Source organism: Anoxybacillus thermarum (assembly GCF_000836725.1).
GTDB lineage: Bacteria > Bacillota > Bacilli > Bacillales > Anoxybacillaceae > Anoxybacillus > Anoxybacillus thermarum.
The window spans coordinates 1-14,859 of the sequence record NZ_JXTH01000063.1 but is presented as its reverse complement, the minus strand read 5'-3'; the positions used below and the strand labels follow the sequence as shown (position 1 = coordinate 14,859).

Sequence of the window (14,859 nt, the reverse complement as noted above, 5' to 3'; positions counted from 1 at the left end):
CCCCGCCTGCCGATCATAGTAGTAGTTCCGTCGAAACGTCACTTCTCCAAACAGCGTTTGGATCGTGGTCGGCCGTTTGTCTTTCAGCTGATACCGGCGCTTGTCCCGCGCTTCCGCCAGTTGTTGATCAATCTCCTCCAAAAGGGCCGCCAACAAGACAGCGAACACCTTTTGAAGAGTTCTGACTAATTGTTCCTCCAGCTCTTTTAATAAATGCCATTCTGTGGTAAAATGTTTCATGGACTCTCTCCCTCCTGTTTTATTGATGTTGGTCATCACCATCATAGCAGGGAGAGAGTCCTTTTTGCATGACATTTGCTTTTTTCTACCGCGCTTCGCTTGGTGGCCCCGACGAGCGTCGCGAACAAAAGTTCGCAACCCTCGTCGGGGAATCATTCCTGAATGTCACCCACAAATATTTTACTCACACCTATTTCCTTTGAAAAATAGTATATATTTCTCGTTTTTTGGTGATTATGAAAGTAAAAGAATGCGAAAGGGGTTTTTTTCATGACAAAAAAACGACAAGATGCTTGGACAGAAGAAGAAGATTTATTGCTAGCTGAAACGGTGTTGCGCCATGTGCGCGAAGGTAGCACGCAATTAAATGCGTTTGAAGAAGTGGGCGATAAGTTGAATCGTACGTCAGCGGCATGCGGGTTTCGCTGGAATGCGGTCGTTCGCCAACAATATGAGGAATCGTTACAAATGGCGAAAAAGTTCCGAAAACAACGGCAGCGAGCACTTGGAAATAAACACGCATTGCGAAAACGGCCGCTTTATACACCACCCATTCCTTCCCTTGAAGAGTTAGGAATGGAACCGCTAGAAGTGCAAGCAAATGAATATGAACATGTCGAAACAGATCATTTGACGCTTGACCATGTCATTGCTTTTTTACATTCTTTAAAACAATCGTATATCGGGCAAGAAACAGCGCTAGTGGAAAATAAACAGCTGAAGATTGAGCTCGAACAACTACAACAACAATATAAACAACTAGAACAACAATTTACAAAACTTCAAAAAGAAAATGAAGAATTACGCGAAGATTATGGAACGATGGCACGCATCATTAACCGTGCAAGACAAATGGAAATTTCAGAGGATGAGTTTAAACCGCCTATTTTCAAAATGGATCGTAACGGAAATTTAGAAAAAATCGAAAAGATTGCCGAGTAAAAAAGCTGTCGCATCGGACAGCTTTTTTATTTCGGCAACATCATCTCGTTTCGGTCAATCATACGTTGAAAATACATGCCATATCGCTCCCATTCTTCCGGGGTGAGCGATGATGGCTCGAGCCTGCTCCCGAGCGCCTGAAGCGCTTCGTATAGGCGAATAACGAGCGCAGAAACTGTCATTTCTTTGCCGAGTAATTCACTAAGCGACGCCATCGTATGCGGAACGACCGTCGGATACGCAAACTTCGTTTGTTCTCCCGCAAGCGCGCGCTCATAAAACTGACGAATAAACTCCGCTCTTGTTGCGCCGCTTCCGTTTGCACATATATACACTTGCACAGCAACACCGCCTCGAATGCGGCGCTGTGAAATGCCCGCAAACTTTTTTCCATCAATGCTTAAATCAAAACTTCCTGGACAATACGAGCCAATAACTTCCCCTGCTTGCACGCGCGCTTCTGGCAACATGCGTGCAATGAGTGCGGCCATCGCCTCATATCCACGATCAATGTCAATTCCTTTTTTTGTATCAGGAAAAATAAGTGAAACGTTTAAAACCCCTTCATCTAATACGACCGCCAATCCACCAGAGTTGCGAACGATCGTACGCCAACCGTGCTCATGTAAGTAGGCGAGTCCTTTTTCAATATACGGCAATTTCGTATCTTGAATGCCAAGCACAACGGTCTGATGATGCACCCATAAGCGAACGATCGGATACGATTGACCGTTTCCGACCGATTCGCAAAGCGCATCATCAAACGCAAATGACTGCTTCGCATCAAACGATGGACCGAGCGTTGTATGGTCAATCATTCGCCACGTTTGTTGTCGCAACAATTCGCTCATTATTCCATCGCCGCAAGCGCCTGCGCTGCTGTGATGAGTGATAGTTTGTACACATCTTCGGCGTTACATCCGCGCGATAAATCGTTCACCGGTTGGTTCAATCCTTGTAAAATTGGACCGACCGCTTCAAAGTTGCCGAGACGTTGTGCAATTTTATATCCGATATTTCCCGCTTCTAAGCTTGGGAAAATAAAGACGTTCGCATCGCCTTGGATGACAGAGTCTGGCGCTTTCTTTTTCGCCACAGACGGAACGAATGCGGCATCAAATTGAAACTCGCCATCGAGCGTTAACTCTGGTTCCATTTCTTTTGCGATGCGCACCGCTTCAATCACTTTTTCTGTTTCTGGCGATTTTGCCGATCCTTTCGTAGAGAAGCTAAGCATCGCTACACGTGGCTCAATATCGAACATTTTCGCTGTTTGTGCGCTCTCAATAGCGATTTCCGCTAAATCTTGGCTATCTGGAGCAATGTTGATAGCGCAATCGGCAAATACATATTTCTCATCGCCGCGCACCATAATGAACACGCCAGACGTTTTGCGAATACCTGGCTTTGTTTTAATAATTTGTAGCGCGGGACGAACTGTATCCGCTGTCGAATGCGCAGCACCGCTCACAAGCCCGTGCGCTTTCCCCATATACACAAGCATCGTACCGAAGTAATTTTCATCAAGTAAAATGTTGCGCGCATCTTCTTCTGCCACTCTTCCTTTGCGACGTTCAATAAATGCGGCAACCATCTCATCCATTTCTTCGTACGCACGTGGATTGATGATTTCTACTTTCTCAAGCGTCAAACCAAGTTCTTTCGCCTTTTGGACGACAGCTTCTTGCTCGCCGATGACAATCGGGCGCAATACATCTTCTGCCGCTAGACGTCCGACCGCTGTTAAAATACGTTCATCTAGTCCTTCCGGAAACACGATCGTTACATTTTTTCCTGCCACCTTTTGCTTTAAGGCTGCAAATAAATCACTCACGAAATGTTCCTCCTTAGTTTTAAAAAATTCGTCTATCTATTAGAATACTCTTATTGAGACGAAAAGCAATGAATTACACCACAAACGAAAATAGTCTTTTTTTTATAACAATTCTGTTTTTTATCTTGAGTGATATATAGCCTAAAAAGTGATATATTTGTTAAGGAACATGTACAAATAAAGGAGCGTTATCATATGTCACAATGGATTCATCATCTTGAACAATGGTTGCTTGAGTTTGGCGTCATCGGTCTCGTTATCGTTTCGTTTACAGAATCTTCATTTTTTCCGATTCCGCCTGATGTGTTATTAATTCCGTTAAGCATTGCCCAGCCGGAGAAAGCGTTATGGTTTTCCTTTTTAACAACGGTCGCTTCTGTATTCGGTGCGCTGCTCGGGTGGTACATTGGGAAAAAATTCGGCAGACCGATTTTGCGTTATTTTATTTCTGATGAAAAAATGGATAAGGTAGAACAATATTTTCAACAATACGGGGCAATGGCGATCGTTATCGCTGGGTTTACTCCGATTCCGTATAAAGTGTTCACTATTTTCTCGGGCATTTCTAACGTAAACATTCGCACGTTACTTTTTTGGTCGTTCATCGGTCGTGGGGCGCGCTTTTTCGCAGAAGGGCTTATTATTTTCACCTTAGGTGCTCAAGCGAAAACATTTATTGAACAACATTTTACAACGATCACGATCGTCGGCGGCATTGTCATTATCATTGCTTTTCTTATTTATAAACGGTTCAAATAGTGCGTTTGGCATAAACGAAACACATATGATACAATTTCGGTAGTACATAACAAAAGGAGTGTTGGGCATGAGCGAAGCAGCACAAACGTTAGACGGTTGGTATTGTCTGCATGATTTCCGCACGGTTGATTGGGCGGCTTGGAAAACGCTCACAAATGAAGAGCGACAAGAAGCGATACAAGAGTTTTTAACACTAGTGGAAAAATGGGAAAAGACAGAAGCTGCAAATGAAGGCAGCCATGCGATTTACACAATTATGGGACAAAAAGCAGATATCATGTTTATGCTTTTACGTCCAACGATGGAAGAGCTTCATGAAATTGAAACAGCAATCAATAAAACAAAGCTCGCTGAATATCTCGTACCTGCTTATTCATACGTCTCTGTCGTTGAGCTAAGCAACTACTTGCCGGCAGAGGCAGGCGACCCATACGAAAATCCAGAAGTGCGCCGCCGTTTATATCCGATTTTGCCAAAAACAAACCACGTTTGCTTTTATCCGATGGACAAGCGCCGTCAAGGAAACGACAACTGGTACATGCTTCCGATGGAAGAGCGTCGCAATTTAATGCGCGCACACGGCATGACGGGAAGAAAATATGCTGGAAAAGTCGTACAAATCATTACCGGTTCGGTCGGCTTTGATGACTATGAATGGGGCGTGACGCTCTTTTCAAATGATGTGCTTCAATTTAAAAAGCTTGTGTACGAAATGCGTTTCGATGAAGTGAGCGCACGATTTGGCGAATTCGGCTCTTTCTTCGTCGGCAACATTTTACCGAAAGAAAAAATGGAACAGTTTTTACATGTGTAGGCCTCCGATTGGGAGGTCTTTTTTTATTATCCCTTTCATACATATAACAATGACGACTTTCCTCACATTTTCGTATGTCTCATCATAGGCTAATAGCGATTTTCATGGAGTGAGGTGAAGGGATGGCTGTTGTTGCGTATACAGAAGAAGATGTCAAATTGCTTGCCCGTCTTATGCGCGCAGAGGCAGAGGAAGACGGACAGCTCGGCATGTTAATGGTTGGGAATGTTGGAGTGAACCGCGTGCGCGCAAACTGTTTAGACTTTGAAGGGCTTCGTACCATTCGTCAAATGGTATTTCAAAGCCCTGGGGGATTTGAAGCGGTACAAAAAGGGTATTTTTATCAACGGGCGCGTGAACAAGACATACGTCTCGCCCGTCGCGTCATTCGCGGGGAACGTTTTCACCCGGCAACGAATTCGCTTTGGTTTTTCCGGCCAGATGGCAATTGCCCGCCACAATGGTTTAATCAATGGAATACTGGACGTTTTAAGGCACATTGTTTTTATGCACCGACGCGTTCTAATTGTCCACGCGTATATTAGAAGGAGGGATTTCAATGAGTGATGAACGTCAACAAATACCTTATTATTCGTATCCTTACTACTATCCATACCAAATGCCAACATATCCGTTTGGCATGCCTACACCAACGTTTACACCACAAACAGGGGCGATGCAAACCCCGACAACCGCCAGCCAGCCGCTTCCAGGCATGCTTCCGATCGAAGAATCGTACATTGAAAACATTTTACGCTTAAACAAAGGAAAAATTGCGACTGTTTATATGACGTTTGAAAACAATCGTGAATGGAATGCGAAAATTTTCCGCGGTGTCATTGAAGCAGCGGGTCGCGACCATCTCATTTTAAGCGATCCACAAACAGGAATGCGTTATTTGTTGCCAATGATTTATCTCGACTATGTCACATTTGATGAAGAAATTAATTATGAATACCCATTTGCATCTGGTGTCGGATTAAGCACATATGCTCCACGTTAAAAACGAGGCGTCGACGGCGCCTCGTTTTACATTTGTTTAATCGCGATATATGCTAAAAATAGCCACGCAACGATGAACGATACGCCTCCAAACGGCGTAATCGCCCCGAGTATTTTTATTTGTGTTAAGCTTAGTACGTACAAACTACCTGAAAATAAAATGATTCCCGCAAGCATAAACCAACCAGCAGGCGTCACTTGCGGCCATTTTGTTGCCAGCAGCGCAACGAGAAACAAACCGATCGTATGGAACATTTGGTATTGCACGGCTTTTTGCCACGTGTCTATATATCGATCTGGAATTCTTCCTTCCAACACGTGTGCTCCGAACGCTCCTAGCGCCACACATAGCGCTGCACTAATTGAAGCGATGATTGTAAATAGTTTCATGTTTTCCCCCTCCTAAAAATCAAGTAATGATCGTCCGTTCGCATCGGCACCGATGTCTAATCGTTCGGTTGTTGTCGGTTGTGGCAAAGCCGCTTCCTGCGTGGTTGTTGATGGTTGTTGCAAAATAACGTCGCACAATGCGCGAACAGCATATATATGTTCACGCACCGCTTGCGGTGATGACGCATGTTTTGCTTGTGCGATTTCTTCTTCTATCTTTGCGAATACATTTGTCACCGATATGTCCAAAACGTTTTCACTCCCTACTTCTTTTTCCTTTACAACAATGGTATCTTATACATAGCAACTTTTCAAATTGAAAACGCTTAAAAAAGGAGTGACAACAAATGAAACGGACATGGTGGAAAGAAGCCGTCGTATATCAAGTGTACTGGCGCAGCTTTTTTGACTCAAATGGTGATGGGTATGGCGATTTAGAAGGGCTTATTCAAAAGCTCGATTACATTCGCGACTTAGGGGTGGATGTCATTTGGCTGAATCCGTGCTATGAGTCGCCTGATAAAGATAACGGATACGACATTTCTGATTACTATCGCATCATGGATAAAGCAGGGGATATGGAGACGTTTGAACGCTTGCTGAACGAGGTGCATAAACGTGGAATGAAATTAATTATGGACCTTGTCGTGAACCATACATCTGATCAACATCCTTGGTTTATTGAATCTCGTTCGTCAAAAGACAATCCGAAACGCGATTGGTACATATGGCGCGACAAACCGAATAACTGGCGCTCGTACTTTACTCCATCCGCATGGGAATATGATGAAAAAACAGGACAGTATTATTTCCATTCGTTTGCGGTAGAACAGCCAGATTTGAACTGGGAAAACGAAGAAGTTCGTGAAGAAATTTATAAAATGATGCGTTTTTGGTTAGATAAAGGGATCGACGGGTTCCGTTTAGATGCAATTGCCTTACTAGCCAAGCCTAAAGGATTCCCAGATGCCGAAAACCCGTATGACATTCGTTATTTAACGAACAATCCAGGCGTGCATGATTATTTACAGGAAATGCACGAAAAAGTATTAAAAAATTATGATATTTTCACGGTCGGAGAAGTCGCTTTCGTATCGCCAGAGGAAGGATTAAAATATGTCGGAGAAGACCGGAACGAACTACATACTTTGTTCCACTTTGAAGTGTGCGACGAAATGCCGACATGGGATCCGATTCGTTTTAAACAAATTCAAAAACGTTGGTACGAAGGATTGTGGGGCAAAGGGTGGAACTCGCAGTTTTTAAACAATCACGACCATACGCGACAAGTGACGCGCTACGGGAACGATAAACAGTTCCGCGTCGAATCAGCAAAATTGCTCGCTACGCTCGTGCATACGTTGCCTGGAACGCCATATATTTATCAAGGAGAAGAAATTGGCATGACGGGCGTCAAGTTCGACACGATCGAAGACTATAACGACATTGCGATGAAAAATAAATATGCCGAAGAAGTCGCAAAAGGTCGCGATCCGAAAGAAGTGCTTGAAAGCTTGCAGCCACTGAGCCGAGATAACTCGCGTACGCCAATGCAGTGGGACGATAGCGAACATGCTGGATTTACAACAGGAACACCTTGGCTAAAAGTGAATCCGAACTATAAAGAAATCAATGTAAAACAAGCATTAGCTGATCCGAACTCTGTATATTATTACTATAAAAAGCTCATTCAATTGCGCAAGCAACATGCAGTCATGGTATACGGAACGTTCTGCGATTTTTCGGAAAATGATCCGTACATTTATGCCTACACGCGCGAACTCGATGGCGTTCGTTGGCTCATCGTCTTAAACCATTGCGACAACGACAACGTATATGAGTTACCAGAAGAGCTTGCTTCCGCTCACCGCCATCTTTTGCTTGGCAATTATACAGATGTAAAAGAAGAAGGCGCAACGCTTCATATGCGTCCGCACGAAGCAAGAATTTATGCATTACAATAAGCAGCCCGATTTGGCTGCTTATTTTTTATTTACCGCCTGTTCAAACGCCTCTAGCGCTCGTTTTTCACCGAATACGATCAGGACATCTCCAACGAAAAACCGCTCCTCTGGCGTTGGGTTACCAATCATGTTGTTTTGACGCTGAATTGCAATAATCGTCACATAAAAGCGTGTGCGCACCGCTTGATCGCGGACAGATGTCCCAACAAATAAAGAATGCGGCTCAATTGTCACTTCTTCAATCGCGTATTGCTCTGCATGGCCGTGAAAAATCGTATCGACATAATCGACACTGACAGGCTTTAACATTGTCATCGCCATGCGTCGACCGCTCAAAAACGATGGGTTAATGACTTTATCAGCACCTGCACGCCGCAACTTTTCTTCCGACTCCGGTCGCTCGGCGCGCGCGACAATTTGAATGTCGCGATTTAGCCCTTTTGCTGTGAGGGAAATAAAGACGTTATCGGCATCCGAAGGCAATGCTGCGACTAATCCTGCAGCTCGTTCAATACCCGCAGCAATCAACATGCCATCTTCTGTCGCATCCCCTTCGACATACGGAATCGGATCATTCATTTCTTCTAGCCGATCCGTATTCCGCTCGATGACAACGACAGCTGTCCCGTTTTTGACAAGTTCACGCACGACTTGTTCGCCAACACGACCGAACCCGCATACGATAATATGGTTTGTCATCGCTTCTATTTTCTTTTTCATTTTTCGCCTCCGAACCGTTTTTGAAAATTCCCCTTCCATCATCATCGACACGACTGCTCCTGTCGCATATGTTACAATTCCAATACCAATCGGAATAATGATAAGGGCAAACAGTTTGCCATAAAACGTTTGGGGCACTGTATCGCCATAACCAACCGTTAAAATGGTAACAACTGTCAACCAAAGTGCATCAAAAAACGTTAATTGTTCCGAAAACATAAATCCAATCGTTCCTGCGATAATGGCGACAATCATCGCGATGACGGAAACGACGATCGAGCGCGATGAACTCATCCGTTTCTCCCCTTATGTTCTTTTTGTACAAACTTCATGCAAGACGCACCAGATGATTGCTTGACGACAATAGACGGCAACATCGCGCTTTTAAAACCGAATGCGCGACAACCGCGTGGCATCTGTGCATCCCACGTGACATAAAAATGCTTGCATGCATAACAATTTACTTGCTCATTATATGTTTTCGATTTGCCAGTCAATTGGCTCTCTCCCTGTCTGTTGTAAAAAAATATTCGTTTTTGAAAAAGGGCGGCTTCCGAAAAAGCCTCGTGCTGCAGAAAATGGACTCGGATGCGGCGCTTCAATGATATAATGGTGCTCATTTGTGATGAGCTCTTTTTTCGCTTGCGCATGACGCCCCCATAAAATGAAGACAACAGGTTCGCGCTTTTCGTTCACGCGTTCAATGACGCGATTCGTAAAATGTTCCCACCCCTTTCCTTTATGCGAATTGGCCTCCCCACGTCGTACTGTCAATACTGTATTTAAAAGCAATACTCCTTGCTTTGCCCATTTTAATAAGTAGCCATTGTTTGGAATATAGCACCCTAGGTCATCTTGTAACTCTTTAAAAATGTTTAATAACGATGGAGGCAAAGCGACGCCCGGTTTGACGGAAAAACTTAATCCGTGCGCTTGATTTGGCCCATGGTATGGGTCCTGTCCTAAAATGACGACTTTTACATTCGCATACGGGGTGTAATGGAGGGCGTTGAAAATGTCGTGCATATCCGGATAAATCGTTTTCGTTCGATATTCTTCTTTTAAAAACTGACGCAATTTCACATAATACGGTTTTTGAAACTCCTCTTCTAATAAAGGAGCCCAATCGTTTTTCAATATGCTCATCATCGCACTCCTTTCTAATACAAAGGCTACCCTACTTTATAGGATAGCCTGTTTTTGCTTAAAACTGAATTTTTTCTTCTAAAAAGCTTTTTAATTCCGCAATTGGAATGCGTGTTTGTTCCATCGTATCGCGGTCGCGCACGGTAACCATGCCGTCCTGTTCTGAATCAAAGTCATACGTAATACAGAACGGTGTTCCAATTTCATCTTGACGACGATATCGTTTTCCGATCGAACCGGACTCGTCGTAATCGACCATAAAGTGTTGTGAAAGTTGTTCAAAGATCGCACGCGCACCTTCTGATAACTTTTTCGATAGTGGCAATACAGCCGCTTTATATGGCGCTAATGCTGGGTGAAGGTGCATCACTGTGCGCGTCGTACCGTCTGCCAGTTGCTCTTCTTCATACGCATCGATCAAAAATGCGAGCGTGACGCGATCTGCACCAAGTGAAGGCTCAATACAATATGGAATAAAACGTTCGTTCGTTTCTTGATCAAGGTAGTGGAAGTCTTCTCCTGAATATTCCATATGGCGACGCAAATCGTAATCTGTACGCGATGCAATGCCCCATAGCTCGCCCCAACCGAACGGGAACTTATATTCAATATCTGTTGTGGCGTTGCTGTAGTGGGATAATTCGTCTTCCGAATGATCGCGCAAACGAATGTTTTCACGCTTCATACCAAGCGATAAAAGCCATTGTTCACAATATTGTTTCCAATAATCAAACCACTGTAATTCTTCTCCTGGCTTACAGAAAAACTCAAGTTCCATTTGTTCAAATTCACGTGTGCGGAACGTAAAGTTTCCTGGTGTAATTTCGTTTCGAAAGCTTTTTCCGATTTGTGCAATACCGAACGGCAATTTTTTGCGCATCGTCCGCTGCACATTTTTAAAGTTTACAAAAATGCCTTGTGCCGTTTCAGGACGAAGGTAAATTTCGTTTGCGCTCGATTCCGTTACTCCTTGGAACGTTTTAAACATTAAGTTAAATTGACGAATGTTTGTAAAGTCGCGACTGCCGCAATCTGGACAAGCAATGTCGTGCTCTTGAATGAGCTGCTCCATTTTTTCAAAAGGAAGCCCATCGACAACCATTTCAATCCCTTTCGCCTCAAGCGCGCTTTCAATTAGCTTATCCGCCCGATGACGTGCTTTACATTGTTTACAGTCAATCATCGGATCGTTGAAGTTCCCTAAATGGCCAGATGCTTCCCACGTGCGTGGGTTCATTAAAATAGCCGCATCTAGCCCGACATTGTATGGCGATTGTTGAACAAACTTTTTCCACCATGCGCGCTTAATGTTGTTTTTTAATTCTGTCCCTAACGGACCGTAATCCCACGTATTCGCTAACCCGCCGTAAATTTCCGAACCCGGAAAAACAAAGCCTCGATGTTTCGCGTGTGCTACAATTTGATCCATCGTTACTGACATCGTTCATCCTCCTTAATAATAAAATATAAACAAAAAACGCTCTCATCCTTAGGCCTTTCGCCTAGGGACGAGAGCGTAACTCCCGCGGTTCCACCCTAGTTGATGCATAACGCATCCACTTTTGCGTGAAGCAACTCCAGACTGCCATTTCGCTAAGCGTCTTTACTAGGCTTCCACCGCCCCTAGCTCGCTATAAAAGAACTCCCTTAGCTACTATCCATCTTTCATCGTTGCACCTGTATTTCATTTGGTTGATATTGTATCAAACGGCAATACGAGAGTCAAGAGGAGAAGCAAAACCCGCTTTACTGCTTATGTAAAGCGGGCCAAAAGTGAGTTAAGGGGTTGATTATATTAATTTCGAATTAAATAGTCAAACGCTCCTAAAGAAGCTGTTGCACCTGAACCCATGGAAATGATAATCTGTTTATATGCGCTATCTGTACAATCGCCAGCAGCGAAGACGCCAGGGACGTTTGTCGCTCCGCGCTTATCGACGATAATTTCGCCGAAGCGATTCCGTTCTACCGTTCCTTCTAACCATTCAGTATTCGGTACAAGTCCGATTTGCACGAATACACCTTGAAGTTCAATATGGTGCTCTTCGCCTGTTGCGCGATCAATATATGTGATACCGTTCACTTTATCTGTGCCAGTAATTTCTTTCGTTTGTGCATTTTTGATTACTGTGACGTTCGGTAAGCTGTATAAACGATCTTGCAACACAGCATCTGCTTTTAATTCTGGCGCAAATTCAAGCACCGTCACGTGCTTAGCAATTCCCGCAAGGTCAATTGCTGCCTCAACGCCAGAGTTTCCACCGCCGATAACCGCGACGTGCTTTCCTTCAAATAGAGGGCCGTCACAATGTGGGCAGTAAGCGACGCCTTTATTTTTAAACTCCGCTTCGCCTGGGACACCGAGATTGCGCCAACGTGCGCCTGTGGCGATAATGACCGCTTTGCTTTTTAAAATCGCACCATTCTCAAGCTCTACTTCAATAAGTTCTTTCTTTTCTAGCCGTTTTGCACGCTGCAAGTTCATAATATCAACATTGTAATGTTTCACATGTTCCTCAAGGCTCGCAGCAAGCTTCGGACCTTCTGTATATTTGACGCTAATAAAGTTTTCAATGCCTAACGTATCTAAAATTTGACCGCCGAAGCGTTCAGCAACAATTCCTGTGCGAATGCCTTTACGCGCTGCATAAATGGCAGCTGTTGCACCGGCAGGTCCTCCACCGATGACGAGCACATCAAAAGGATCCTTGTTCCCAAAAGTAGAAGCATCAGGCGTGCTTCCTAATTTCGCAAGAATTTCCTCGAGCGACATGCGACCGCTTGCGAACGGTTCACCGTTTAAAAAGACCGTTGGCACAGCCATAACATCTTTTTGTTCGACTTCTTCTTTAAATGCTGCTCCATCAATCATCGTATGTGAGACGTTCGGATTCAATACGCTCATGACGTTTAACGCTTGAACGACGTCTGGGCAGTTATGGCATGTTAAGCTGACGTATGTTTCAAAACGATACGTCCCTTTTAAATTTTTAATTTGTTCAATGACTGCTTGATCGACTTTCGGCGGTCTTCCGCTCACTTGAAGCAATGCAAGCACGAAAGAAGTAAATTCATGTCCTAAAGGCACGCCCGCAAATACAACGCCTGTTTCTTCCCCAATGCGATTGACGCTAAAACTTGGTGTTCTTTCTAGCGTTGTTTTTTCTACTTTGATTTTCGATGACATCGTCGTAAGTTCATCGACTAAAGCAAGCATATCGCGGGAAACTTGATCGTCCCCCGCGCTCACTTTTAACACAATGTCATTTTCCATCAATTGTAGATATTGGGCGAGCTGTGCTTTAATTTCAGCATCCAATATCATTTACGTAAGCCTCCTTAAATTTTGCCTACAAGGTCAAGGCTTGGCTTAAGTGTTTGGCCACCTTCTTGCCATTTCGCCGGGCATACTTCGCCAGGGTTGTTGCGCACGTATTGTGCTGCTTTAATTTTGTTTACGATTGTGCTTGCATCACGGCCGATGCCGTCAGCGTTAATTTCAACAGCTTGAATGACACCGTCTGGATCGATAATGAACGTACCGCGTTGTGCAAGACCTGTCTCTTCATCAAGCACTTCGAACATACGTGATAATTTTTGAGAAGGGTCACCGATCATCACATATTCGATTTTGCTGATCGCTGGTGAATGGTCGTGCCATGCTTTATGTGTGAAGTGTGTATCTGTTGAAACAGAGTATACTTCTACACCAAGCTCTTTTAATTTTGGATATTCGTTTTGTAAATCTTCTAATTCTGTTGGACAAACGAACGTAAAGTCTGCTGGATAGAAGCAAACGACGCTCCATTTTCCTTTTAAGTTTTCTTCTGTTACCTCAATAAATTCTCCGTTATGAAACGCCATCGCTTTAAATGGTTGTACTTGTTTTCCTACTAGTGGCATTGTTAATCATCCTCCTACATCATTTTTTGCATGTTAGTAGTATGCTTCAGCCATACGAAAAATATGACTGAAAACAAAATTAAATTATAACAATTATAATTCGATATAAATTATCATATAGGAATGTTTATTTGTCAAGTAAAAACTATGCAACTGTCTTAGTTTTTCGACACGTTTTATTTTTATTCCTTTTTTCATAAACAAAAAGCAGAGCCTTTTGAAAGACTCTGTCATGCAACAAAAGCGAAGCCAAGCAAAATAAGTATGTTACATAATACGGCCGACATAAAAAACGACTTCGCTTTTTTATTTTTCTTTACTTCATGCTCAGCGAATAAAGCAATGGAAAACGTTAAGCAAACAAACAGCAAAAAACGTATCCCATATCCGTCAAAGACGTGACGAACAAGCAGTGGGGAAAACAAAAGCAAAATAAATAATTGCTGGACGCTCCACCAATACATTTGTCATCCCCCTAACACATGACAATATGTGCTAAGCGCGAGCGAAACGGCTCACCGTTCCATACGATTTCACTTGTCGCTCTTCTTTTTTGCACTTCCGATTCACATAAAAGAAGCCAAAAGTTTTTTGTCGGTAAATGACCGAGCTGATGTTTCTCACTTAATCGATTTAAATACATTTGTCTCGTTTCATTCATTTGCTTCGATAAATGATCGCCTTCATTCGAAAAAGCATAAAGGACGCTCGCTGTCGCTACACGTTTTACACGGAACTCGTTCGCCACGCGTAAAAAGAAATCCCAGTCCCAATAGTTATGAACGTACGGATCAAAATACCCAATTGTATCATGAATTGTACGCCGATACATACTCCCCGAAGGAACATGAGTCAGTCAAGACTTTGTGGAGAACATTTTTTCGGTTCACTACGGGTGTTGTCAATCACTAGTTAGCGAACCATTTTCAGGAATTGATATCGTAAGCGCTTTTGGACTCTCATCCCTCATCTTGAAGTGATGACCTGAATCCGTGATGAATTGAAATTGACTTTGATTTTGTTGTAATTTTTATGGATGTATAATCCATAAAACCCTTTTTGTGCTTATGACCTATGTCATCTCTATTTCTGAAAATGAAACAAATCTCTTTTTTGGGTGTGCAAACCAAAAAATAGACAAAAAA

The 14,859-nt window shown here is 43.4% G+C and carries 18 protein-coding genes and 1 pseudogene; 6 read left to right on the top strand and 13 right to left on the bottom strand.

The window, feature by feature from the left end:
• Window positions 1-240 (bottom strand): UPF0236 family transposase-like protein (locus LH47_RS12325; RefSeq protein WP_043967943.1); only part of this gene is annotated, 240 nt, incomplete at its 3' end.
• Window positions 241-510: 270 nt separating this feature from the next.
• Here LH47_RS12325 and LH47_RS12320 point away from each other — a divergent pair.
• Window positions 511-1,182: an RsfA family transcriptional regulator gene (locus LH47_RS12320; protein ID WP_043967941.1), complete on the top strand. Its 672-nt coding sequence runs from the start codon at window positions 511-513 to the stop codon at window positions 1,180-1,182.
• Between the two features lie 26 nt (window positions 1,183-1,208).
• Here LH47_RS12320 and LH47_RS12315 read toward each other — a convergent pair whose 3' ends face one another.
• Window positions 1,209-2,033 (bottom strand): lipoate--protein ligase family protein, encoded by an 825-nt coding sequence (locus tag LH47_RS12315; RefSeq protein ID WP_043967940.1) that lies wholly within the window; start codon window positions 2,031-2,033, stop codon window positions 1,209-1,211.
• Window positions 2,033-3,016, bottom strand: a complete 984-nt coding sequence (pta, locus tag LH47_RS12310) for a phosphate acetyltransferase (RefSeq protein ID WP_043967938.1) — start codon at window positions 3,014-3,016, stop codon at window positions 2,033-2,035. Before pta ends, LH47_RS12315 begins: the two co-directional genes overlap by 1 nt.
• 195 nt (window positions 3,017-3,211) lie before the next feature.
• Here pta and LH47_RS12305 point away from each other — a divergent pair, with 195 nt between their 5' ends.
• The 4 genes from LH47_RS12305 to gerQ all read left to right on the top strand — a co-directional run bounded on the left by LH47_RS12305 (window position 3,212) and on the right by gerQ (window position 5,592).
• On the top strand, window positions 3,212-3,775 hold the full coding sequence (locus tag LH47_RS12305) for a YqaA family protein (protein ID WP_043967937.1): 564 nt from the start codon (window positions 3,212-3,214) through the stop codon (window positions 3,773-3,775).
• Between the two features lie 67 nt (window positions 3,776-3,842).
• A complete protein-coding gene (hemQ, locus tag LH47_RS12300; protein ID WP_043967935.1) occupies window positions 3,843-4,589 on the top strand; it encodes a hydrogen peroxide-dependent heme synthase in 747 nt (248 codons plus the stop codon).
• A 122-nt stretch (window positions 4,590-4,711) separates the two neighbouring features.
• Window positions 4,712-5,134, top strand: a complete 423-nt coding sequence (locus tag LH47_RS12295) for a cell wall hydrolase (RefSeq protein WP_009361008.1) — start codon at window positions 4,712-4,714, stop codon at window positions 5,132-5,134.
• 14 nt (window positions 5,135-5,148) lie between these two features.
• A complete protein-coding gene (gene gerQ / locus LH47_RS12290) occupies window positions 5,149-5,592 on the top strand; it encodes a spore coat protein GerQ (protein WP_043967934.1) in 444 nt (147 codons plus the stop codon).
• Between the two features lie 26 nt (window positions 5,593-5,618).
• On the opposite strand, the gene LH47_RS12285 is transcribed toward gerQ, so the two are convergent.
• Together LH47_RS12285 and LH47_RS12280 are read right to left on the bottom strand one after the other, a co-directional pair.
• On the bottom strand, window positions 5,619-5,981 hold the full coding sequence (locus LH47_RS12285) for a DUF423 domain-containing protein (protein WP_043967932.1): 363 nt from the start codon (window positions 5,979-5,981) through the stop codon (window positions 5,619-5,621).
• A 12-nt stretch (window positions 5,982-5,993) separates the two neighbouring features.
• Window positions 5,994-6,230 carry a YwdI family protein gene (locus tag LH47_RS12280; RefSeq protein WP_043967931.1) on the bottom strand — a complete coding sequence of 79 codons (237 nt, stop codon included), beginning with the start codon at window positions 6,228-6,230 and terminating at the stop codon, window positions 5,994-5,996.
• 98 nt (window positions 6,231-6,328) lie between these two features.
• Between LH47_RS12280 and LH47_RS12275 the strand changes: the two genes are divergently transcribed.
• Complete coding sequence (locus LH47_RS12275; RefSeq protein ID WP_043967930.1) at window positions 6,329-7,945, top strand: glycoside hydrolase family 13 protein; 1,617 nt, start codon at window positions 6,329-6,331, stop codon at window positions 7,943-7,945.
• Between the two features lie 18 nt (window positions 7,946-7,963).
• On the opposite strand, the gene LH47_RS12270 is transcribed toward LH47_RS12275, so the two are convergent.
• The 8 genes and pseudogenes from LH47_RS12270 to LH47_RS12235 all read right to left on the bottom strand — a co-directional run.
• Window positions 7,964-8,959 carry a potassium channel family protein gene (locus LH47_RS12270; RefSeq protein ID WP_043967929.1) on the bottom strand — a complete coding sequence of 332 codons (996 nt, stop codon included), beginning with the start codon at window positions 8,957-8,959 and terminating at the stop codon, window positions 7,964-7,966.
• Window positions 8,956-9,162, bottom strand: a complete 207-nt coding sequence (locus LH47_RS15445; protein ID WP_084221328.1) for a uracil-DNA glycosylase — start codon at window positions 9,160-9,162, stop codon at window positions 8,956-8,958. The genes LH47_RS12270 and LH47_RS15445 overlap by 4 nt, the downstream gene beginning before the upstream one ends.
• Window positions 9,137-9,811, bottom strand: coding sequence for a uracil-DNA glycosylase (locus LH47_RS12260; RefSeq protein WP_043967927.1), 675 nt, complete (start codon window positions 9,809-9,811; stop codon window positions 9,137-9,139). Before LH47_RS12260 ends, LH47_RS15445 begins: the two co-directional genes overlap by 26 nt.
• Before the next feature lie 58 nt (window positions 9,812-9,869).
• Window positions 9,870-11,252, bottom strand: a complete 1,383-nt coding sequence (locus LH47_RS12255) for a glycine--tRNA ligase (protein ID WP_043967925.1) — start codon at window positions 11,250-11,252, stop codon at window positions 9,870-9,872.
• Window positions 11,253-11,606: 354 nt separating this feature from the next.
• Entirely contained in the window at window positions 11,607-13,136 is a 1,530-nt protein-coding gene (gene ahpF / locus LH47_RS12250) for an alkyl hydroperoxide reductase subunit F (RefSeq protein WP_043967923.1), read from the bottom strand.
• A gap of 14 nt (window positions 13,137-13,150) precedes the next feature.
• Window positions 13,151-13,714, bottom strand: coding sequence for an alkyl hydroperoxide reductase subunit C (gene ahpC, locus LH47_RS12245; protein WP_043967921.1), 564 nt, complete (start codon window positions 13,712-13,714; stop codon window positions 13,151-13,153).
• Between the two features lie 230 nt (window positions 13,715-13,944).
• Window positions 13,945-14,178, bottom strand: coding sequence for a hypothetical protein (locus LH47_RS12240; RefSeq protein WP_043967920.1), 234 nt, complete (start codon window positions 14,176-14,178; stop codon window positions 13,945-13,947).
• Between the two features lie 11 nt (window positions 14,179-14,189).
• Window positions 14,190-14,567 (bottom strand): annotated as a pseudogene (locus LH47_RS12235) (glycosyltransferase family 2 protein); the annotation flags it as partial.
• Window positions 14,568-14,859: the final 292 nt, after the last annotated feature.